16 protein-coding genes are annotated in these 21,320 nt (G+C 59.6%); 1 reads left to right on the top strand and 15 read right to left on the bottom strand.

The genetic code is table 11. The features are described 5' to 3' along the window. Positions 1–377: 377 nt before the first annotated feature. Positions 378–668 carry a hypothetical protein gene (locus AC4PR2_RS17270; protein WP_038872271.1) on the bottom strand — a complete coding sequence of 97 codons (291 nt, stop codon included), beginning with the start codon at positions 666–668 and terminating at the stop codon, positions 378–380. A 237-nt stretch (positions 669–905) separates the two neighbouring features. On the opposite strand from AC4PR2_RS17270, the gene AC4PR2_RS17265 reads away from it, so the two are divergent. Continuing rightward, positions 906–1,133: a hypothetical protein gene (locus tag AC4PR2_RS17265; RefSeq protein WP_089186148.1), complete on the top strand. Its 228-nt coding sequence runs from the start codon at positions 906–908 to the stop codon at positions 1,131–1,133. Positions 1,134–1,396: 263 nt separating this feature from the next. On the opposite strand, the gene AC4PR2_RS17260 is transcribed toward AC4PR2_RS17265, so the two are convergent. The 14 genes from AC4PR2_RS17260 to AC4PR2_RS17195 form a co-directional block, all read right to left on the bottom strand. Next, positions 1,397–1,750 carry a DUF6277 family protein gene (locus AC4PR2_RS17260; RefSeq protein ID WP_492175309.1) on the bottom strand — a complete coding sequence of 118 codons (354 nt, stop codon included), beginning with the start codon at positions 1,748–1,750 and terminating at the stop codon, positions 1,397–1,399. A gap of 25 nt (positions 1,751–1,775) precedes the next feature. Continuing rightward, positions 1,776–5,255, bottom strand: a complete 3,480-nt coding sequence (gene tssM, locus AC4PR2_RS17255; RefSeq protein WP_060420450.1) for a type VI secretion system membrane subunit TssM — start codon at positions 5,253–5,255, stop codon at positions 1,776–1,778. Positions 5,256–5,290: 35 nt separating this feature from the next. Continuing rightward, positions 5,291–6,802 carry a type IVB secretion system protein IcmH/DotU gene (gene icmH / locus AC4PR2_RS17250; RefSeq protein ID WP_089186149.1) on the bottom strand — a complete coding sequence of 504 codons (1,512 nt, stop codon included), beginning with the start codon at positions 6,800–6,802 and terminating at the stop codon, positions 5,291–5,293. Beyond that, a complete protein-coding gene (tssK, locus tag AC4PR2_RS17245; protein ID WP_038872282.1) occupies positions 6,799–8,157 on the bottom strand; it encodes a type VI secretion system baseplate subunit TssK in 1,359 nt (452 codons plus the stop codon). The genes icmH and tssK overlap by 4 nt, the downstream gene beginning before the upstream one ends. Before the next feature lies 1 nt (position 8,158). Next, positions 8,159–8,665 (bottom strand): type VI secretion lipoprotein TssJ, encoded by a 507-nt coding sequence (locus AC4PR2_RS17240; protein ID WP_060439596.1) that lies wholly within the window; start codon positions 8,663–8,665, stop codon positions 8,159–8,161. A gap of 9 nt (positions 8,666–8,674) precedes the next feature. Next, positions 8,675–9,040, bottom strand: a complete 366-nt coding sequence (locus AC4PR2_RS17235) for a PAAR-like domain-containing protein (protein WP_038872288.1) — start codon at positions 9,038–9,040, stop codon at positions 8,675–8,677. A gap of 6 nt (positions 9,041–9,046) precedes the next feature. Beyond that, positions 9,047–9,661, bottom strand: coding sequence for a DUF3540 domain-containing protein (locus tag AC4PR2_RS17230; RefSeq protein WP_087763130.1), 615 nt, complete (start codon positions 9,659–9,661; stop codon positions 9,047–9,049). After that, complete coding sequence (locus AC4PR2_RS17225; RefSeq protein WP_337046628.1) at positions 9,654–10,808, bottom strand: pentapeptide repeat-containing protein; 1,155 nt, start codon at positions 10,806–10,808, stop codon at positions 9,654–9,656. Before AC4PR2_RS17225 ends, AC4PR2_RS17230 begins: the two co-directional genes overlap by 8 nt. Further along, positions 10,798–13,023 (bottom strand): DUF2169 domain-containing protein, encoded by a 2,226-nt coding sequence (locus tag AC4PR2_RS17220; protein ID WP_197862113.1) that lies wholly within the window; start codon positions 13,021–13,023, stop codon positions 10,798–10,800. The genes AC4PR2_RS17225 and AC4PR2_RS17220 overlap by 11 nt, the downstream gene beginning before the upstream one ends. Before the next feature lie 12 nt (positions 13,024–13,035). After that, complete coding sequence (gene vgrG, locus AC4PR2_RS17215) at positions 13,036–15,297, bottom strand: type VI secretion system tip protein VgrG (protein ID WP_060439592.1); 2,262 nt, start codon at positions 15,295–15,297, stop codon at positions 13,036–13,038. A 64-nt stretch (positions 15,298–15,361) separates the two neighbouring features. Then, a complete protein-coding gene (gene tssH / locus AC4PR2_RS17210) occupies positions 15,362–17,947 on the bottom strand; it encodes a type VI secretion system ATPase TssH (protein WP_337046629.1) in 2,586 nt (861 codons plus the stop codon). A 16-nt stretch (positions 17,948–17,963) separates the two neighbouring features. Further along, the gene (gene tssG / locus AC4PR2_RS17205) at positions 17,964–18,992 is read right to left on the bottom strand and encodes a type VI secretion system baseplate subunit TssG (RefSeq protein ID WP_337046630.1); all 1,029 of its coding nucleotides are present in this window, start codon (positions 18,990–18,992) and stop codon (positions 17,964–17,966) included. Further along, positions 18,985–20,826: a type VI secretion system baseplate subunit TssF gene (gene tssF, locus AC4PR2_RS17200; RefSeq protein WP_055317104.1), complete on the bottom strand. Its 1,842-nt coding sequence runs from the start codon at positions 20,824–20,826 to the stop codon at positions 18,985–18,987. Before tssF ends, tssG begins: the two co-directional genes overlap by 8 nt. An 11-nt stretch (positions 20,827–20,837) precedes the next feature. Next, positions 20,838–21,284, bottom strand: coding sequence for a type VI secretion system baseplate subunit TssE (locus tag AC4PR2_RS17195; protein WP_038872306.1), 447 nt, complete (start codon positions 21,282–21,284; stop codon positions 20,838–20,840). Between the last annotated feature and the right edge of the window lie 36 nt (positions 21,285–21,320).

Raw genomic sequence — 21,320 nt, 5'->3', positions numbered from 1 at the left:
TCCAGATAAATATCGAAAAAAAACATAATATAGAACATAACACGGCTCTGTATTGATTGTTAAGAGCATCCGATTATGTATTAGGATTTTACTTAGAAGAAAGACGGGATAATGCTTTATCTCGAGATGTGCCGTTACCCTGGCAGGCCATATTAAAAAACCCTCTATAACCATATTAATCCTATTGAAAAAAAAATGCATAAAGAAAAGCTACACTTTATGGCGATAAGTGATTCCAAAAAAATGCGTTGATGGGTTGAAAAAAGGCGAACGCATCGTCCGTGGATATAAGAGAATCCAGGCAGGGACAGAGATTATTCAGCGGTGTGACGAAAAACAAGAAGAACTCAATCGGCCTTGCCGATGCGGAAAATTATTTATATCTTTTTTAATCTCACCAATTTTTTAGCCTCCAGGCAGGCGATCAGCCCGAGGTGATCTTTTTTTAACTGCTTATGACTTCCGATGGGGAGAATCAGTTTCACCGTTTGCAACTTACCGTGATTATTATAGATATCAAAGACAATCACCGGCGGGCCATATCCCTGGATCAGGCAGTCTAAAAAACGCAGAGCGGCGCAGCCCAAGCGGCTTCTGGCCTCGGTGACAATTTTTTCCGCCAGATCTTCATAGCGGAAAGGCCTTTCCGGTGTCGTCAAAACCTTCATAAATTCCCCTTCAGATATAGGTCATTCAGATTGAAAATAAAAACCGGCATCCCTCATTCAGCACGAGCGGGGAGACGAAAATCAGGCTTCGGCAATATATACTCTAACGATACGAAATTAAAATAACAAACAACAGAATAGTATAAAAAATAGTAATACTTCTGTTGAAAAAAAGACCTGATTTGCAATAATGAAATTGCCTGAAGTAAAGGGCTAACTGAAAAAGGAGTTTCAATCATGAAAGAATTATCCGCAATTGAAATTGAACAAGTGAACGGTGCTGGTTTTTTTGGTGACGTAGGGACACTGATTGGCAGTGCAGTGGGAACCGGTATTGATACCCTTTCCGCGATTGCCGGTGTCAACCCGGATGCCAAAACCGTTGTCGGCACCATCGGTAAAGGTATTGGTCTGGCCGTCGATGCGCTGATCTCCAGCGGATTGCAGATCATTTCAAAACTGTAATAACGCATTTTCATCCCTTCCTATTTTTTTAATTCGTTTCACTTTAAGCACCTTAGCGGGTGCTTTTTTTTACCTCAAAGAATCAAAAAAGATAAAAGGTCAGAAAAAGCATCATCCAAAAAAATAGGCTGGGGATCACCACAATAAAAAAGCCCATGCGTTTGTTGGCATTTTTTAACATCCATTCGTTGATCATCTCACCTCTCCTTGTGAATACCAGGGGGCATTTCGGCCCCCCGGTAAATTACCCACCGAGTTGCAGATTACAGTTTCGGCACTTTGGAAAAGAAGTCCGCCATTTCGTGCGGGAACCCTTTCGCAATCGCCGGGCGAAGATCGTCCATAGAAACATTAAAATCTTTCGGCTGTTCGCCCGTTTGCATTTTTTGGTGTGCGTTCACATTCGACTGCAGCCCATTAAAAATGCCCTTCATATTGCCGAACATATCATCGCAAGATTTTGTCACGTTACTCATGACCGATTTGGCCGCATCCGGCCCCGACATTTGAATATTGGTGACGCCTTGCATAAACGGCTGGCTCAGCGACGATTGGGAGTTGGTGCCCAAATTGCCGCCGGCCTTCATGGTTTCTAAAATTTTGGCTGGATCTAACATGTTTATCACCTCTTTACGGTTGTGTTTACATCGCTTTCGGGCACGAGAATCCTCGCAACGCCCGTGACCAAAGTGGGAAATCTTTCATCGTCGAGCGCAGTTCCAGTTTGAGCACGCCCACCACCGAAGACATCGACATCGTCAGCTCTCGCCTGTCGCTGGAAAGCGGCACGGGATTGCTGGCGTCGAACATCCGGAACAGGGCCCAGGGCCCGTCGAAACTGGCGACCTGGATCTGGCCGGTGCCGGTGCGGAAGGTCAGCCGAACATAGCTGCCGCCTTTCGGGCCGGGCCAGTCGATACGCGTGGGTTGGCTAAAACCATGGCTGTAGTTAATCACCTGCCCATCGATGTCCAGGGTCGCTTCCGTGATGGTCGGCGTCAGGGACAGCGGCCTGATGAACATGGAAAACGAGAGTTTGTCGCCGGCGGTGAAGAAGGTGTCGCGAATCAAACGGGCATTTTCAAACGCGCCGAGCGTGCTCGCATTAACGATCCCCTCAGACCCCGGTTTGGCATTCCATTTCTGCGCGTTGACATCCACGTAAGCGGCCAGGTTTTCATCAAAGAACTGCTGCATGGCGCCGTTCTGCCCAAACATGCGCGAGAAGTCCTCGATGCCGACCTCCGCTCTGGCGTTGCGCGAGAACGGATAGCGCCCGCTGATGCTGCCCTTGCACAGCCCGGAAGCCAGCGATGAAGCGCCTTTGCTCAGGTTCTTCTGGCTCTGCTGGATCGTTTGGCTGTCGCCGACCTGCAACAGATCCATCATGACGCTGCGCACCGGTTCCGGCTGACGCGCCGCATCCAGCTGCAGCCGCTTCAGCGTGCCGCCGGCGGGCACCACCTGGCCACCGCGCAATGAGGTGGAGAGCGTGGTCAGCTGGCTGTACAGCGCTTCGAAACTGCGGCTCAGCGGATCGTTGCTGGCGTTGGTGGTCTGCAACAGCTGATACCCCAGGCGGCGAAGCAGCTCAAAACGGTCTTCCACCGCGCGTTCCGGCGTGAGACGAAAACGCGCGCGTTCGCCGGAAATCTCGCCGAGAATGTCACGCCGCTGCTGTTCAATACGATTGCGCTGGCGATCGAACCAGCTCGCCGCATCGCCCTGGTTGGTGCCGGTCATGCTGGTTTCACGCGCGGCGAAACGCACCAGGTTGGCCAGCGGGGATGAAGGATCGGACAGCTGGCGCGCCAATATCGCCGCATCCTCCAGCCCGTTGACCGGCCGGGCGCGCACGTCGCGCATGAAAGCATCCCATTTGTCCGCATACTCGATGAGGTAAAGCTTCCTCGCCTCGTCGGCCAGCTTCTGCGCCGAGGCCAGCGAGTTCACCGCGTTTTTCCCTTCCGCGCTGTCGCGCAGCACCCAGGACTCTTCTTCGATCATGTCTTTGGCGGCGTCATCGAGCTGTGCCAGGAAGACATCGCGGTAGCTGGCGCGGGTATAGAACCCCGGCACGGCGGTATCGGTGACCGTCGCCTGGCTCTTGCGGCGCAGCATCAATGACACGTTCGGCCCCGCGGCGTCGGCCAATGAAATGTCGTTGATCGCCGCCGGTAGCGGTTTCTCTTCGATGCGGCGCACCACCCTGACCTGCATCGGAATATTCATCGCTTTCACCCGCGCCAGGCGCAGCAGGTCACCGTTCATTTTCATGACCGGCGCATTCGGCAGAGAGAACATTTCCCGCAGGTGGTAAGCGAAAATGCCTTTGTTCATGTCGGTGTAGCCCTGCGGCATAAAGCTATCCCAGCGCGTCATGAACCAGTCGACCAGCGCCTCGGCAGAACGGTGCGAGGGTTCGCCCATCATCAGATACACTTTCAGCGTGCCGTAGACGTCCTTATTGGACGCCGAAACGTCATTCTTGAGTTCGTCCGCGATATAGTTTTCCACCGCCGGCCAGAAGATCTGCAGCAAATGGCGTTGGTAGGTCTTTTGCGCCGCGCTGTTGATCAGCTTGTGCTCGAAATAGGGATTCGGCACCGGCGAAACCTCACCGCCCAGCTGCGCGTTCATGTATCCCAACTGCTCATAGGCGGAGATGACATCGTCGCTGACGCGGTTCGTGACCGGTATTTCGCGCACGATGCGCTTCGTTTCGTCAAAGCGCGCCGCAATGTAAGAGATGTAATCGCTCTCCCACAGGTAACGCATCGCCAGCAGGTTAAAAGAGACCGCCAGCAGCACCAGCACCAGCACATAGCGGCCCAGGGAACTCATGCGGCTGCCGAGCGGCCTGGCGTGAGAAGACTGCTGCAGCACCCCGCGCTCCTGCCTGGCGTAATTCAGCTCTGGGTGGTAAATGCGTCCGGTGGGACGGGCTTCATAGATATCCGCCGCTTCCGCGTTATAAATCGCGCCCTGCGGCGGCAAGGCGATGGTGCTGCCCAGCCATACCTGTTGCAAATGGCAGGCGTAGCCCACCGGCGTTTGCGGGAAAATCTGCTCCAGCAGCGAATACAGCGGGTTGCCCAGCGATCCCAACGACTCGGTGAAGAACAGCAGCTGTTGGCGGTTCTGGCCGTCCGGCGCATCGTGCAGCAGTTCGAGCACGTGATGGCTGACGCGCGCCACCATCTCCCGGTAGAGATCTTCATACTGCTCGAACGGGGTTTCGCCTTGTTCGGCCCGGTTCAGGCTGAACCCCATCCCTTTTTGCAACAGGTCGTCGCCCAGCATCGACAGGAAGGTCTCGCCGCCGACCAGTTGATCGAGGTGGCTGATGGTAAGATAGACTGGCAGCTCGCAGCGGAACCATGAGGCCATTTCCAGCAGGCGTACGCGCAGCGCATCGGCGACGGATTTTCTTTCCGTCAACGAGGCATGCAGCAGCCAGCGTGCATCCAGGCACAGCATGATGCCGTCGATGCCCGGATGGCGGCGGTGGCGCCGGATCAGTTTGAACAGGGTATCGCGCGCCCTGGCGCCGTCTTCGCCAAGGCCGTTCAGCTGCAGCCATTCACCGGAGGTGTCCACATACACCGAGTTCTCCGCCAGCCACCAGTTGCAATCCTGGGTCGGCCCGACGTCCACAGTCTGCTGCAGGCCATAGTGTTCAGCCAGCAAGAAACGTTCGCCGCTTTCGCCGATCAGCGAGGTTTTGCCGCTGCCCGGCGGCCCAATGACGAGGAACCAGGGCTTTTCACTGATATAACGGCGCGCCAGGCGGTATTTGAAACGCTGCCAGGGGGTGCGCTGCTTCGACGTGCCGACGTATTGCAAGGTGCGCAAGGCGTCGTAAAAACGCGAGGTCACGCGATCTCGCTGCGCGGTTTTTCTTTTAGCCGGGGCCGGCGCCCGCGCGTGGCGGAACACCCAGGATAAAAACGTCGCCACGAACGGCCACAGCGCCCAGCACAGGATCAGGGCGATGATGATGCCTCTGACCCAGACCGACAGCAGCGGCCGGTAGGTGCCGATGGCGATCAGCGGCCCAATCCACCACACCACCGCACACAGCAGCAAGGCAATCACCAATATGAATGATCTACGTATCATATAATTTCCTTATTATCTCTACGCCGACGGATGTCTTAGTTATCCTCGGGGACCTCGGCGGCTACCCCTGCCTGATTCAACGTGGCAGACGGTGAAGCCATCTCCCTCTCGCCGATTTTCCAAAGGATGTCCACCCGGCGGTTGCGGCGGCGCCCTTCTTCCGTCGCGTTGTCGTCCAGCGGCTCCTGATCGCCCTTGCCGACCGACGTCACGGTGCGGTTGTATTTACTGTTGGCCAATGATTCCCGCAGCTTGTCGGCCACCGTCTGCGCGCGGGCTTCCGACAGTTTCAGGTTGGAGTTGTTGGAGGTGTTGCGATACGGTTTGTTGTCGGTATGCCCGATCACCTCCAGATCGCCTGGCCACGGTGCCAGCGCTTCCCCCAGACGCTCAATGTTGCGTTTCTTTTTAAACTCTTCCGACAGCTTCGACTGCCCGGTGGCAAAGGCGCCGTCGGAGGTGAAGATCAACAGCCAGCCGCGCGGATCGGCGCGCACCTCCAGCCACCCTTCGCTGAGGATTTGCGGCAGCGGCTGCGGCAGCGTCTCCATAATGTTGATTTTGCGCGGCTGCGGCGGCGTCCAGGCCAGAATGGCGTTGCGCAGCGCGCGGGACTGGTCATGCAGATACCAGGCGGCCGAGGCATACGCCAGCAGCGCTATCGCCAGGCCGTAGCACAGCAGTTTGAGCGGCGTGATACGGGTGGCCTTGCGCACCACTTTGCTCGGTTCGGCATCGGCCAGCGTCTGCGTCGGATTCTGGCTGTACAGATAACCGTCAAGGCGATTGCGCACGTCGGCCAACAGCACCGCGCCGCGCTCCATCACGTGGAACTGCCCCTCAAACCCCAGCGACAGGATCAGATCGTAAAACGCCAGGATCTCCTTGTTGCGCGGCGAGGCGGCCAGATACTCTTGCAGGTGCTCGAAGCATTTTTCCCCACCCCAGGCATCGCGATAAAACTCCACCAGCAGGCTGAGGTTCAGTTCCCCGGACTCCAGCGTGCTCATGCAGCACTCGTCCACGTAGGAACACAGCAGATAGGCCAGCTTGTCCACATCGCCCGGCGCAACGTGATCCGCCAGCAACGTCTGCTGGAATTGTTGGATCTCCCGCACGATCTGCGCACGCACCGCCGCCGGGTTCAGCTGTTTCTGATCGCGCACCCGCTCCACCTGCAGCAATACCGGAATGGCGGCGGCGATCAGCGGGTTGTCCCAGTGGCCCATCATTACGCCGGGCTTGCTCAGCGCGGCGCGGCCAAACAGCCCGCTCGAGGTCGGCGCCGCATCGGCCTGGCGATCGCCAGGCGCGGGTTCGACGCTTTCCGGGACGGCGGTTTCTGCTTCATAAGGTTTGGGTTCGGGGGGCGCCGCCACCCCGGCGCTTCCCGGCCGCAGCTTGGCGGCCAACGCCCGCGCGCCGAAGGACAGCGCGGCGATTTCCGCCGTGGTTTTGCCCACCGAGCCGGACGTGGGGAGACGCGGGGTCGCGTTGTTGCGCGTTACCGCCATCGCCTCGCGGATTTTCCTCTCGAATTCGTTCATCCCACCCTCCCTTGCCTTAATCCCCAGACGTCAAAACGCAGGTCCGGGAAATCACCCACGATGCTGAGCGCCATCGCCGAGCCGCCCATCATTTCCTTGTAAATCGGGTCGGCATGATCCACCTCGAAATAGATGCTGTTCGGGTAATACGGTATGTGCCGCGGCGGCGAAGCCATCGGCAGCAAGCGAGCGCCCGGTAATTGGAGATCGATCAGCTGAATGATTTTCTCGACCGGCCCCAGCTTGACCTGCGCGGGGAAGTACGAACGCAGATGCTCGATGGACAAACCGCAGCTGACGGCAAACACCAGTTTTTCCAGCCGCAGCTGCGAGTCGTTCGGGCACAGGTAGATGCTGTCGCCGCGATCGATAAACGGCAGCGCCACCGCCGGCGCTTCGATCACCAGCGACAGCGCGCGGCGAATCGAGGCGAACAGCTGGAAATAGCAGTTGTGCGGCTCATCGTGCAGATACACCAAGTCGGCCCGGTCCCAGAGCCGCTCGCCGCCGGGAATGATGCTGAGCCGCCCCAGCAGGCTCAACAACGTGTCGAACAGGGTTTCTGGATGCACCTGCGGGCTGGCCAACAGTTGGCTGATGCGCAAATTGAACTCGCTCAGGGTTTGCAGCAGCAGCAATTCCAACAGCTCGGACAGCCCGCCGATCGTCATGTGCACGTCCGGGCGGAACACCGACTCCAGACGCTGGCTGATCAGCCCAAGCAATTCGGTGGTGAACGCGGGCAGCCAGCCGATGGCGCGGAAGTCCAACATCGGCGGCAGGGCGCGCTCATCCAGCAGCACCCGACGATCGCTGGTGAGTTCGCGCACGAAGCCGACCGGCAGCACGCTTTCCGCGCTGCTGACCGCATCTTCCAGACTTAGCCGCGTCACCAGACTCCCCAGCTGCATCGTGCACACGCGCGGCGTTCCCTCCAGGCTGACGCCGTGGTTGCGATCCGGCACGTCGGCGTCCATGGTGCGAAAACGGCTGCTTTTCCGCTCATCCTGGATAAGATCGATCTGGGCATTGCCGGCAATGTCCATCAGCACGGACAGGCATACCACTTTCCCCTGGCAGCCCTCTCCCAGCACCAGCGGAGGCGGCAGCGGAATATCCTCAGGCATGCTGAACGCCGTGCCGTCGGGGAAAACGCCCTTGGCTTTCTTCAGCGCAAACTTGCCCTGCTCCAATAGCCCGTTGTCGATTTCCAGCGTCAGGAACCCCCAGGTAAAGGTTTCGACGCTGCGCAAGCGCGCTTCAATCAAGTGCTCGAAAAAACGTTCCTGCTGCTGGAAATGCTGCGGTTCCATCAACATGCCTTCTACCCAGGCGACGCGTTGTTTAGGTAACATGTCATTCATCCATTTTGTCGTTAGTCACTATGCTGAGTGACGTCATCCCCACCATCACCTTCATTTGCGAATCAGCCTGCGCGGGCGATTTTTGCTCGGCGAGCGGCAATACCCCGCTGATTTGCTGAAATTCCGCCCCCACGACGACCCATCGCTCTTGCCCCGCCGGCACCTCGAAGCGATAACGCAGCGTCTCCCTCGGTTGCAAAATGCTCTGGTGCCGGCTCAGCGCCCCTTCCGACGGTGCCGTCTCCCGGCAAGGGGCGCCATCGCCAATACCCTCGGGCATCCACCCCGAGCGATTGGTTTCGATGACGCACACCTTGACCGGCTGCGCCTCCCCGGCCGCATTCGGGTTCACGTTGTCGTTGGCGGTCACCTCGACATCGATAAACCGCAATCGACGCCCCGCATCGGCAGCCTCGTCGTGAGAAAACCAGCTGCACCCGCTCAGCATCCCCACCGCCAACAGTCCCCCTGCCGCGATCCCCCGGAGCGTTTTCACCATGCTGAACTCCTATGCATTAACGAAACATTTGGTCTGGCTCGGCGCGACCTGAGTGGCGACCATGTTGTTGTTGTTCGTCGTGCTGGAATCACCTAACCGCGTGACCGGCATGCCGCCGGTGAAATACTTCCCCGACCCCTGCATCGGCTGCATCTGTGCCGAATGCGTCCCCGAGGCGGCGCCGATCACCCCGCCCGAATCGACGGTGGCCACGCGAATGCTGCCGATGTTCTGTTCATTGCCGCCGCAAAGGAAATAGTTAGGCACGTTCGGTATGCCGGTATTGTTGGGCGCGGTATTCGGGCCCGGCGCCGGGATCATCGGGTCACAGCCGGCGAAGCTGATCCCGGCCGTGTTGTTGTTGGCTGCGGTCATGATGACTTACCCCATATGTATCTGGCCGCCGTCGATCTTCAGCACCGCCGAAGACTTCAGGGAACCAATTTCACTGTTGATGACGAGGGATTGCCGGGCATCCTGAATGATGTGCTTCGCCAGCACCTCGTCGGTTTCCTCCACCCGCCGGTTTGCGTGCTTGCTGCGCACAAACAGGCGTTGAGAGATTTGGTGCAGCGTTTCGGCGACCCAGCGGCTGCTGCGCGTCAGCAGCGTAAAGTGCGGGCTGCGCAACGTCAGCCGCTTGCCGCCCTGCAGTTCGATCTCCGGCGCCACGATGCGCAAGTTGGCGCTGCGGCTGTCCAGCGTCATGACGGCGTGCGCCTGTTGCCGCGACAGGATCTCGGTAATGACCAATTTGTCGCCGTCGACGATGACGCAAACGCGATCGCCCGCCAGCGGCTGAACCAGGCAGCTGGTGGCGACCGCCAGGCAGTGGGCGCGCATGCCATCGACATACAGGCCGCCATTGGCGTCGGCCGCCAGCGTCACCACCTTGCGCCCCCCTTGTTCGGCAAGCGGAGCGCTGCGCACCAACTGCAAAGGCGTCACCCTGGCGTTGGCATAGACCTTCTGATGCTCTCTTCTGGACTTATACATATCTGCTTACTCCTGTTGGCCGTTGATACGACGGTTGCCGCGGTCCCGGTTGTTGATGCGCATACCAGGCGTCGATCGCACTCAAGAACGGATCGGCGGTAAGCGGCACATTTTCGGCGCGATGACGCTTCGCCCCATGCAGGCGGGCGCTCTGTTGCTGGGCGGCGGTCAACGGCTGTTCCATCAGGTTCGCCTCCCGCATCTCGGCCTGCTCCATGTTGGCCAGCGCCAGATCGCACGCCCTGAACTCCGCCTGCGTCAGCCTGGCGCGCCCCCAGTGGGCGCCGTTCATCGCGCATTCGCTGAACCGTGCCTTCTGCGCCTGCGCCAGGATCAGCGTCGCACGCTCGAAATCGCAGCGCAGCGCCTGCACTTCGGCAAAGATCGCCGACGTCAGATCGCTGTCGGCGAACGAGCACCCTTCCAGCTCGCTGCGGTGAAAGCTGGCGCCCTGCAGCCGCAGCTGGGCCAGGTTGCAGCCCGACAGGCGGCAGGTGAACCAGATGCGCGCCTGCCCCTCTATCTTCTGCCAGCTGCATTTCTCCAGCCGGCAGCTCCCCATGATGTGGCGTTCGAGGGTCGATGCCTGCCACAGGCACTGCGTGAGTTGGCAGGCATACCAGTTGGCGTCCTGAATGATGTCCTGTTGGAACATCATGTTGGTCAGGATGCTGGACTGCACGGCCAGGTGCCCCAGGCTGCTGCGCTCGACTTCCGCCCCGTTGACCTCGCACTGGATCAAACTGCAGTCGTCCAGCAGACAGTCGCCGATGTAGCACCCACGCAGCGTGGTGTCGTTGCACGCCAGATTGCACAGCAGCCCCCGTTGCAGCGTCAGGTTGTCAAACCGGCATTCGTTGAACGACAGGCGCAGCAAGCTGCCGCCGACCACGTTGACCTGGTTCAGGGTGCAGCCCTCAAAGCGCACCGCCCGCAAATCGCATCCTTCAAACGTGACGCGATCGAAATGGCAGTCGATAAAAAAACAGTCGCTCAGCGTCAGCCCTTTCAGCTCGCGATCGTGGAAGCGCCGCTTTTTGAAGGTTCGCGGCAGGGGCGGCGTCTGCGACACCGCCTGAGCGACCTCCAGCTCAATCACTTCGGTGTCAGGCAGGGCCTGCTGAATCACGCGGCTTTCAGTTTTCATGCGCATAGTCCCCCTGAATAATTCTGCGCGGCACCCAACACGCCCGCTCCAGCAAACACCCGCTGAAACGGGTGCCGGCGTCCTGCCAGGTCATCGCCAGATTCGCCGCCGCCAGGTTGCACTGCTCAAATCCCGCATCGCGCAAATCGGCGTTATAAAACATGGCTTGCTGGGCGCTGCTGTTTTGCCAGCGGGCGTGCGCCAGCACGCTGTCTTTAAACCGCACGCCGGCCAGGTCGCAGCCGACGATCGCGCAAGCCGTCAGGTCGGCCTCGTCGAAATTGCATTCGGTGAAAACGCTGTACTGCAGCTGACACCTCTCCATACGAGCCGCTTTCAGCCCCACTTTGGTGAAGCCGCAGTCGCTGAACACGCCGTGGGAGAAATTCACCTGCATCCCCGCCGTCATGCTCTCGATTCGGCAACGTTCGAAGCGCACGCCGCGCCAATTGCCGCCGAGGAACGAGTTCTTGGTTAACGCCATATCCAGCGCCACCGCCCCCTCGGCCAGACAGCGGTTGAAGACGCAGGCGTCCAGCTCCCCTTGCAGGAATTGCGCGCGGATCAGCGTCGAGCCGTTGAACATGCCGTTGCCAATCGCCCCGCGCTCAAAGCGGCTCGCGGTGAAATCTCCCCGCTCGAAGACGCAGTAATCGAGCTTCACGCCCTCGGCCCGCATGCCTTGCCCCTGCGGCTCTTCCAGCGTCACTTTTTCGAGGACCGCCTCCTGCCATACGCTTTCCGCCATCAGCGGCTTTTGCAGGGTGCACGACACCATGCGGATCCGGCGCAGCGCCGCCTGCGTCAGGTTGACCGCATCAAAAACGCAGTTTTCGAAGGTGCAGTTCTCCAGAACGGCCTGTGAAAAATCGCAGCGCTCAAAACGGCATTGCAGAAAATGCTTGTCCGACAGCGCAGGGCTGCGCAATCCGGTGAAGGTTTTCCCTTCCACGGTCGCGCTAGCGGGGAAAAACGCGTCGTTACCCTCTTCGGCAGGCAGATCCGGCAAATCGGGCAACGTCACGGGGGCGGGCTCCGCCGCCGTCTGTTGCTGGTGCAAGGCAATCGCCTCGCGAATGCGTTGATAGAAAACGGCGGAGTCGCCCAAAGACGTGGGCGACGGATCGTAACGCAGATCGCTGGGGTGATCCGACGCCGCCTGGATGACGTTCAGCCCCATCTCCGCCGGCATCAGATCCGGATCGAACAGGAACTCGAAGGGCGAAGCCTCGTCGTCGCTGCGCTTATGGTGCACCTGCCGGAAATAATCGAACGGGCGCGGCGCGTCGCAACGATCCAACGCCAGCATCAGGGACTCGATGGACTCGTCCAGAAGATGCGTCAGCGGCGCATTGCCGGTGAAAATAATCAGCGCCATGTCGCTGTCGGGCAGGAACCACAGCGTTTTTCGCTGCAGTTCGATTTCCTCGAGGCCTTCGCTATCGTGGCGGCGTATGAATGCCCGCCCGCGCACCGCCGGCAGCTCGCCGCGAATCGCCTGGCTCTGCGCGCCGACGCCCTGCAGTTCGAAGGGCACCCTATCCGGCCACGCCGCTTCCGGCAGCCACTGCGCCGGCGGCGCCATCTGGTAATAGCGCCGATCGATATCGGCCGGCAGCCCGGGAAACGCCTTCTCCAGATAGGCTTTGCTCGCGATCTGGCCCGCCACCTTATCGATATGCGCCTTGCGCAGCGAAAACTCGTGTGGCACCGGCGCCGGCGCTGCCAGCGGGGAACGCTCCTGTGCGGAACCTTCGGCGGACAAGGTCATCAGCAGCGGCCGCAGCCCATCATTGCAACCGCGCCCCACCGGGTTCTCCTTGCTGTCTTTACCGCCCCAGGCCGAGGTGTGGTCCAGCGGCACGCTGAGGAACGGTTCCGCCCCCATCGCGCCGCGTCGCCCTTCGCCCTCCACCCGCCAACGGCGCTTAAGCCCACCGATGTCGGCGCTGACGTCCAACGTTTTTACCGGCTGCCCGACGCCGGCATGGCCGGCGATCAGGTATTCGGCGAACGGCTTCGGCTCAGCAACGTCCAACACCGGCAGACTGAGCGGCGCACGCTTCCACGCCTCCCAGATTTCGGCCTCGTTCACGAAGTGTTCCGGTCGGGACAGGTAGCATCCGGCCACGACGCTGATGCCGAGCCGGCTGTCTGCGCCGATCTGGTAACCCCCTTTAATCACTACCAATTGCTGTGGCCGTATGATTCTCATTGCCGCGCCTCGTTAGTTTTTGCTTTGCATCCCGACTTTTTTCAAATCGACGCCGGTCTCGGACAGTGACGCGCCGGTGTAGCTGATGGACACCCCCGTCGTGCTGGTGCTGCTGCCGGTATTGCTGACGCTGCTGCCGGTATTGCTGACGCTGCTGCCGGTGCTGCTGACGCTGCTGCCGGTGGTGCCAACGCTGCTGCCGGTGGTGCTCACGCTGCTGCCGGTGGTGCTGATGCTGCAGCCGGTGGTGCTGGTCGAGGAACCGGTGGTGCTGATACTGCAGCCGGTGGTGCTGGTCGATGAGCCGGTGGTGCTCACACTCACGCCGGTAAAGCTGGTGCTGCTGCCGGTCTGGCTGGTACTGACCGTGGTGTAGCTGTTGCTTTCGCCGGTCATGCTGTTGCTGATGCTGGTAAAGGAGTTGCTTTCGCCGGTCATCGAGTTGGAGACGCCGGTGCAGCTGGTGCTCTGCCCGGTAAATGACGTGCTCAACCCGGTGAACGACGTGCTGACGCCGGTAAACGAGGTGCTGACGCCGGTGAACGAGGTACTGACGCCGGTAAACGAGGTGCTGACCCCGGTGGCGCTAAGACTGACGCCGGTCAGCGAGGCGCTGACGCCAGTGATGGACGCGCTAAACCCGGTGATGCTGAAGACGTAATCCTTGTAAGAAACGTGGTTGGTGAACCAGTCCGTAAAGGTGCGGCGGATGATGTCGAACTTGTCCATCCCCACCTCGGTGGCCTGGTTGCGCTCGACCGTGGTTTGCAGATCGCGTTCGGCGTGCAGCATGACGCGTTCGTTGTTGCGGTTGTCGTCGAAGGTCAGCTGGCTGGCATGCTGCGGTTTGCCGAAGCGCAGCGAGCGCGACACCATCCCCGAGTAGTTGATGTATTCAGGCAGTTGATAAGGCGGCGGGTTATCGCCGTTATAAACGATACCTGTCACCATCGGGCGATCGAGATCGCCGTCGACATAGGTCACCAACACTTCCTGGCCGACGCGCGGCATGGCGATCACGCCCCAGCCTTTCCCCGCCCAGGCCTGCACCACGCGGATCCAGCACGAACTGTCTTCCTCGGTGGTTTTGTAGCGATCCCAGTGGAAGTGCACGCGAATGCGCGCAAACTTGTCGGTATGCACTTCGGAATTGGGCGCGCCGACCACGGTGGCGCTCTGGATGCCCGGCATCTGCGGCTTGGGCGTCTCGCGCAGCGGGCGGAACGCCACGTCGTCGTTCAACGCGTTGAAACGGCAGGTCACGTTGCGGCCGTCGCTGCTGCTGTCGGGGCCATCTTGCACGAACACATAGTCGCAGCGGGTCAGTTTGAAGCGGCGGTTGCGGTTGGCGTCCGGGTGCAAAATCAAGGAGAAGTCCTTGCCGGCCATCAACCCGACGGCGTTGCTCTCGCCAAACAGCAGGTGGCCGTCGCTTTGCATTTCTTCCAGGCGCAAACGCGCCAGATTCTCGCCGCGTTCAGTATCCACATAGCCCGCCGCGTAGTCGTACCACTCCAGCGGAGTGTTCTGCAGGCCGAGGCGGCTCTCTTCCACCTTGGTTTGCAGGTTCTTGCGCGGGTTCTGGAAGTCGAAGTCGCGCAGCACGATTTCATTCGGACGCACTTTGCGGGAACGCTGGATGCGCTGGATCCCTTCGCGGATGGCGCGGTTTTCTTCGCTGTCCGGCATGAACGGCAACACGGCGTAACCGAAATCCAGATCGTCGAAATCCTGCCGGTCGGTGATCACCAGCGTGTGCTTATCCTCGGCGTGATCGAAGTAATACCAGATGCCTTCGTCTTCCAGCAGGCGGCTGATAAACGCAAAATCCGTTTCGGAAAATTGCACGCAATACTCACGCGTCGGATAGGTGCCTTGAATATCCAGACGGTAGTCGGCAAAGCCATAGCGAGAGAAGATTTGCTCGATGATGTCGAGCACGTTCAGATCCTGGAAAATACGGCTGTTGCGGTTCTGCATCAAAAACCACAGCCAGGTGCTCAGCTCCAGTTTGTACACGAACTTATCCTGATGCTGCCCCGCATCGGACGCGCCGATCACGTAAGCATAGAAAGGCCGCGAGCCGAAATCCGGCCTTTCTATCTGGATGCGGATCCCTTCACCCAGCAAGGATTCATAATCCACGTCCGCCTGTTCGCATTCGAATTCGAGCGAATATTGCGAGTTGCTCGACAACCCTTCTTGGGTGGTGAAGCTGAGTGGAAACGCATTTAATTCGGCTAACACCGGGTTATCAATTTCGATTAAAGGCATAACAACCTCTCTGATCCGATATCGAACCCCGCCCCGCGTTTGCGGGCCGGCGGTAAATTAAAAATCAGTCGAAATAAACACTTAAGCTATCGCTCTCGACCATGAGTTGGATATTCTGCAGTTCCTGTCCCGTCCGTTTGCGCTGCAGCACTTCATTGCTGATCGGCGGCAAGATCGCCTGCTGCAGCAGCGACTCGACCGCTCTTCCGCGCGATGGATGGGCGCTGATGCGTTTGGCGATCCAGCCAGGGATGTCGCCCTCCAGCACCAGCGACACGCCCACTTCTTTGTGCAAACGCTGCTGTAAACGTGAAATCTGTTTGGTGGCGATATGGGTTATCGCTTCGGTGGAAAGCGGCACGTAAGGAATGACGTTCATGCGCGCCAACAGCGCCGCCGGGAAAAAGCGCGCCAAGACGTCGTGCAGCATCGGGCGCAGCGCCTCGGTTTTCAGCTCCGGCGTTTCCGCCAGCGTCGCTTCTATTTCGCCGGCGCCGATGTTGCTGGTCATCAAAATAAAGCACTGGCGGAAGCTGATCATGCGGCCCTCGCCGTCCTCCATCACGCCCTTGTCGAAGACTTGATAGAACGCTTCATGGATATCGGGATGCGCCTTGTCGAATTCGTCGAGCAGCACGATGGAATAGGGTTTGCGGCGCACCGCCTCCGTCAATTTGCCGCCCTTGCCATAGCCGACATAGCCCGGCGGCGCCCCCTTCAGCGTGGAGACGGTGTGCGACTCTTGAAACTCGCTCATATTGAAGACGATCAGGTTATGCGCGCCGCCGTACATCGCCTCCGCCAGGGCGAACGCGGTCTCCGTTTTGCCGACGCCGCTCGGGCCGGACAGCATGAAAACGCCCAACGGCCGATCGTGCGCCTGGATGCCGGCGCGGGAGATCCTCACCGCCTGCGCGATTTCGTCGATCGCCGTCTGCTGGCCGAAAATCTGGCGACTCAGCAGTTGGTTGAGATTGAGCGCATTGTCCAGATCGCTTTGCAGCATGCGGCCGGTGGGGATGCCGGTCCAATCCGACAGCACCTCCGCCACGACGCGATCGTCCACCCACGGATACACCAGCGGCAGGCCGCCGCCCTGCAGCTCGCCCAACTCGGTGGCCAGCTGCGGCAAACGATCCGGCGACTGCTGCTCTGCATCGAGCAAGGTGGTGACCGCCTGCTGCTCCTGCGCCTGCCGCTGACGCAGCGCATCCAGCTCTCCTTCCATCTCGCTGAGCGTCTGCTGCAATTCGCTGATGCGGGTGAGCGCCAGATCGTCGAATTTACTTTCTTCCTGCAGGCCGTGCATTTCGGTACGCTTCACCGCCAGCCCGGCCTCGAGCGACTCGATTTTTTCAGGCTGCGCATGTTGGCTCAGCGCCACCCGCGCGCAGGCGGTGTCCAGCAGGCTGATGGCCTTGTCCGGCAGCTGCCGCGACGGCAGATGGCGCAGCGACAAATGCACCGCCGCCTGCAGCGCCGACTCGCGGATCTTGACGCTGTGGTGCTGCGCGAAATGCGGGGCGATGGCGCGCATCATGTTCACCGCATTCTCTTCGTCCGGCTCTGAAACCAGCACGTACTGGAAACGGCGCGTCAGCGCGGCATCCGGCTCGATGAACTGTTTGTATTCCGACCAGGTGGTCGCCGCCACCATGCGCAGCGCGCCCCTGGCCAGCATCGGTTTCAACAGGTTGACGGCGTCGCCGGTGCCGGCCTGTCCGCCGGCGCCCACCAGCGTATGCGCCTCGTCGCAGAACAAAATCACCGGCACGGCCGAATGCGCAATGGCGTCGATCAGCGCTTTCAGGCGCGATTCGAATTCGCCCCGCATGCTCGCCCCGGCCTGCATGCGCCCCAGATCCAAAGACAGCAGCCGGGCGCCCTGCAGCAGCGGCGGCACCTGCCCTTGGGCTATCTTGCAGGCCAGCGCTTCCGCCACGGCCGTTTTGCCGACCCCGGCTTCGCCCACCAAAATCGGGTTGTTCTGCCGACGGCGCAGCAAAATGTCGATCACCTGGCGCAGCTCCGCTTCGCGGCCAATCACCGGGTCAATTTCACCGTCGCGCGCCTGACGAGTCAGGTCCGCACACCATTTATCGAGTATCTCGACCGTCTCGGGCGCATCCGGCGCCTCGCCGAGCGCGCCGTAGCTTTCTTCTTCTTCCTCCTCGTGTTCGACAGACTCCGCCAGAATCGCCGGGTAGTCGTCGAACAGCTGCGGGATCGGCAGTTTTTTAAACTCTTCGCTCAGCCGGTACAGGCTGCGCTGCAGCGTGGGATCCTGCAGAATGCCGACCAGGATATGGATGGTGCGCACGCCGCCGGACGGCGTTTCGGCGAGCTGGCTCATCAGCAGCCCTCTTTCCACCACCGTTTCCAACTGCGTCGACAGATCCACCACCGCATTCGTCCGGTTTGGCAAGGTATGGAGAATGCGATCCAACGCATCGCTTACGCGCTGAATATTGATCGCGTAGTGCGCCAGGATCAGCGGCAAGTCGCCGCGTTCTTTGTCCACCAGGACTTTCAGCCAGTGTTCAAGCTCCACGTATTCGTGCCTGAAGGTCCGGCACAGCTTGGTGGCTTCAACGAAGGACTGATAAGCAAAGTGGCCCAATCGCGAAAAAAGACGTTCTCGTTGATACACCTTAAATTTCCTTATATTAAGTTGTTGATTGATAAACCAGCTGCCTAAACGTCCCTGTCTTAGGTTTCAGCCAGCTGTCTTTACTCAGCGACTTGCCGCCCAGCTGCGCCGCCATGCCCGGCTCCGTGGCGATCAGCAGACTGACGTCCAACATCAGCTGATGGCTCGTGAAGTCATGGCAGATGCTCACCAGCGCCTGCAGCCGCCGGCTGCCGCGCTGATACTGCTGATAATGCGGGGCCCCCAGCGGCCCGATTTGAATATGCGCGCCGTACTGGGCATCGAAAAAGCGGCTACCGATGCGCGTGCTCCCCAGCTTGCCCAGCTTTTGGCTGCCGTTTTTTTTGCCGTCGTCGATCCATTTGGCGTAGCGCGGCGTAATTTCGATGGGAACCGCGAAGTAGGCCGCCAGCATCTTGTTAAGCTGGCGCAGCGAGCGGCGGCCCGGCAGATAAATGCCGGGGTAGGCTTCGCGCAGGCGCTGGATATGCGGGTTCACGGCCAACGTGGTGTCGACGCCCACCGTCTGCCGCAGATGATGCAAAAACGGGTTTTTGTCATCGTCATGGTCATGCCCGATCATCGCCTTCAGCTGCGCCCAGGCCCGGTAATGCAGTACGGCGAAGCGCTGGCTGACGATGCCGACGAACTGCTGGAACGCCTGATTGCGCCTGGCGATGACTTCGGTGCGCGCGTGCTCGGTCACATGGATCGGCAGCGGGCCGTAAGGGGCGAACATGCCGAAATGCCGCGCCTGAATCAGCACCTGCGTAGGGCGTTGTACGATGGAGGCGATTTCACGCGAGGCGAAACCCATATCCGCCGGCTGGGTGATGCAGAGCCTTTCGCGGCTGCGATCGTTGGAGACGCCGAGCCGCGGCGCATCCGGCTGCGCACGCTCGATGCGCCGCAACAGCTCGAAGAAATCCTGCCGATTGGACAGCCCGCGGATTTCGGCCTGGCCCACGCTTTCGCCTTGGGCCCCCGGCGCCAGCGCCTGTTCCAACGACAGCGCCGTTTCGCGCATCAGCGACATATCAGCCATAGTAGAGCGCCCCCCAGTCGGCGTGGGTTTCCCCATCCAGCAACAGCTTCATGCTCAACGTTTGGTTCAGGTCGCCGTATTGGCTCAGCGCGTGGTGCAATATTTTGCCGAACAGATAGGCACCGTGATCGGCATGATGGTTGGCGCTTAGGTTGACGGCGATCTCGGCCCCACGGATCCAGGCCAGCGGCCCCGGCCCCTGATTGCGTTCGAAGTGGTGCTCCACCCAGGCGTTTTTGATGCTGGCGATGCGTTTGCGCTGGCTGGAGTCATCCTGATGGCAGAACAACGACAGCCAGTCGCGCAACAGCGCCGAGCAATCCTGCACGTCAGGGCGCGCATGGCGCAAAGGATTGGAAGCCAGCATCTGGATCGCTTGCCACGCCTGGCTGATGTTAGGCACCGCGACAGGGTTGCTCGGATAGCGGACGATCTCCACCTGGTGGATCGGCATCGCCGTTTCCAGCTGAAAATGCGGTTGCTGCAGGTGCGCAGGCACCAGATGCCGTTCGCAGACCAGCGCCTCGACGCTGAGCGACGTGATGTCATCGATGTCGATGCCGCTTTTGCCCGGCGAAATGGCGATAAAGGTATCTTCGTTGGGCAGGTGCGGGTTGTTGTATTTGGATGGCGACGGTTCCCGGCGGCGGTGCAACGTATAGCCGGCCGGCTCCCGCTCGCAGTCGTAGTGCACGTCGGCCTGCAGCGAAGAGAAAATCACCGGGTTGCCGTCGGGCAGCATGCCCTTCACCTGTTTGACGCTATGAATCTCATACAGCGAGGTGTTCAAACGATCGACCACCAGCTGATGCTCCGTGCGCTCTCCCGTCAGCAGCACCGGCGAGCAATGGCGACGATACAGGTTGATGACCGGGGTCGCGAAAAGATGAAAATCCCTGGCGTTGACGCGACCGATCAGCGTTAGCGGGCGTTGCTCAAGCGCGAACAAAATCTCGAATTCATGGACGCGTTCACATTGGCGCAGAAAGTCCCGCACGCCATGCAGCTCCAGGCTGAAGAAGCGGCTCGGCGCCGCAAAGTACTCGCGCATCAGGCGGTTGCCGGGCAATTCCCCCACCGCGGTGGGCAACAGCGCCTCTTCGTCGCCGACGCCGCCCAGACGCAGGCTTTCCGGTTGCAAGACTTTGATGACCGGCCGATCGTCGTTTTTCGCCCATAGCACGATGCGCAAGGTGCGATTAAGCAGCGCGGCCATCAGCTGGTTGGCCCGCACCGTATCTTCCGCCAACGTCAGGTGCAACGGCTCGAGATCCAGTTCCGAGACGGGCAACACGCCGTGCGTGGTCAGGCCGATTCTGACGTAGGCCGAACAGTCTTGCATATGCCTGGCGGCGCCGTCGGGCAAATGGTGAGGCGGCAGGATTTCGCATTCCGCCAGCGCAATCTCAACGGGCTGCACTTTAATATGCCGCGCCGTGGTGAACGTGGCGGGTTTGTTGTTCAGCGAGATATCGTTCAGGGTCATTCGGCTCCCGCGCGGCAGGTCGACCTGGCTATGCCACTGGGGAAAAGAGAGATCGGGCTTAATCGCGACGGTGGCGATCGCGGGAACCGGCGTGTACCACAAGGGCGCCAGGCGCGAAAGCATTTGCAAGGCGAATTCCGGCTGCTCGTTGTTCAGCTTTTCCTGGATGCGGGTGCAAAGAAAAGCAGAGCCCTCCAACAGGCGCTCGACGAAAGGATCCAGCACGCCGTCGATATGCATGCCTAAATGCTGAGCGACCTGGGGATGCGAAGAGGCGAACTGACGGCCGGCCTCGCGAAAATAACGCAGCTCATCATTATATAATTGGAGAAAACGCTCACTGAACATAGTCACCTCTATTAATCAAATACGTGTACGGCGCCACAGGAATAATCAAGAGCTATGCGCAAATTCACCAGCATTTCGTCACCCGGTAATGAGCAGGTGCCATAGATATCGAATAAGATCGCCAATACATACGATTGACGCTCATTCACTACCGGCACCACGCGAATCGTTTTCGGATCCAGCCGTGGCTCAAAAGACGTAATGATTCTTTGTATATGTCTCGCCAGCGTTAGCGGATCGGTATTAATCGGTATTCGTTGGCTCAGCGACGGCAGGCCATAATTCAATACCGAGCTTTCGCTGTGCGCATAATCGTGAAGTTTTAAATCTGCGCTGCGCGATGCGTCATTCAATAAGAATTCGATATCGCGCACCAGGACGCGCCGCCAATTATCGGCGCTGCCGCTTTGACTTCTCACGCTGAGCTTATCGAATAGCATGGGTAATGACGCTTTCATTTAACACCTCGCGGTAATGAGTGTGTCTGCCCGCAA

It is taken from the genome of Serratia sp. A07 (assembly GCF_058725505.1).
The sequence above is the reverse complement of the archived record's forward strand: the minus strand, read 5'-3'. Positions and strand labels throughout refer to the sequence as shown.

What these genes read in the sequence shown, in the direction of transcription:
- AC4PR2_RS17270 (WP_038872271.1), bottom strand. Translation starts at nt 668, where the DNA reads ATGAAGGTTTTGACGACACCGGAAAGGCCTTTCCGCTATGAAGATCTG.
- AC4PR2_RS17265 (WP_089186148.1), top strand. Translation starts at nt 906, where the DNA reads ATGAAAGAATTATCCGCAATTGAAATTGAACAAGTGAACGGTGCTGGT.
- AC4PR2_RS17260 (WP_492175309.1), bottom strand. Translation starts at nt 1,750, where the DNA reads ATGTTAGATCCAGCCAAAATTTTAGAAACCATGAAGGCCGGCGGCAAT.
- tssM (WP_060420450.1), bottom strand. Translation starts at nt 5,255, where the DNA reads ATGATACGTAGATCATTCATATTGGTGATTGCCTTGCTGCTGTGTGCG.
- icmH (WP_089186149.1), bottom strand. Translation starts at nt 6,802, where the DNA reads ATGAACGAATTCGAGAGGAAAATCCGCGAGGCGATGGCGGTAACGCGC.
- tssK (WP_038872282.1), bottom strand. Translation starts at nt 8,157, where the DNA reads ATGTTACCTAAACAACGCGTCGCCTGGGTAGAAGGCATGTTGATGGAA.
- AC4PR2_RS17240 (WP_060439596.1), bottom strand. Translation starts at nt 8,665, where the DNA reads ATGGTGAAAACGCTCCGGGGGATCGCGGCAGGGGGACTGTTGGCGGTG.
- AC4PR2_RS17235 (WP_038872288.1), bottom strand. Translation starts at nt 9,040, where the DNA reads ATGACCGCAGCCAACAACAACACGGCCGGGATCAGCTTCGCCGGCTGT.
- AC4PR2_RS17230 (WP_087763130.1), bottom strand. Translation starts at nt 9,661, where the DNA reads ATGTATAAGTCCAGAAGAGAGCATCAGAAGGTCTATGCCAACGCCAGG.
- AC4PR2_RS17225 (WP_337046628.1), bottom strand. Translation starts at nt 10,808, where the DNA reads ATGAAAACTGAAAGCCGCGTGATTCAGCAGGCCCTGCCTGACACCGAA.
- AC4PR2_RS17220 (WP_197862113.1), bottom strand. Translation starts at nt 13,023, where the DNA reads ATGAGAATCATACGGCCACAGCAATTGGTAGTGATTAAAGGGGGTTAC.
- vgrG (WP_060439592.1), bottom strand. Translation starts at nt 15,297, where the DNA reads ATGCCTTTAATCGAAATTGATAACCCGGTGTTAGCCGAATTAAATGCG.
- tssG (WP_337046630.1), bottom strand. Translation starts at nt 18,992, where the DNA reads ATGGCTGATATGTCGCTGATGCGCGAAACGGCGCTGTCGTTGGAACAG.
- tssF (WP_055317104.1), bottom strand. Translation starts at nt 20,826, where the DNA reads ATGTTCAGTGAGCGTTTTCTCCAATTATATAATGATGAGCTGCGTTAT.
- AC4PR2_RS17195 (WP_038872306.1), bottom strand. Translation starts at nt 21,284, where the DNA reads ATGAAAGCGTCATTACCCATGCTATTCGATAAGCTCAGCGTGAGAAGT.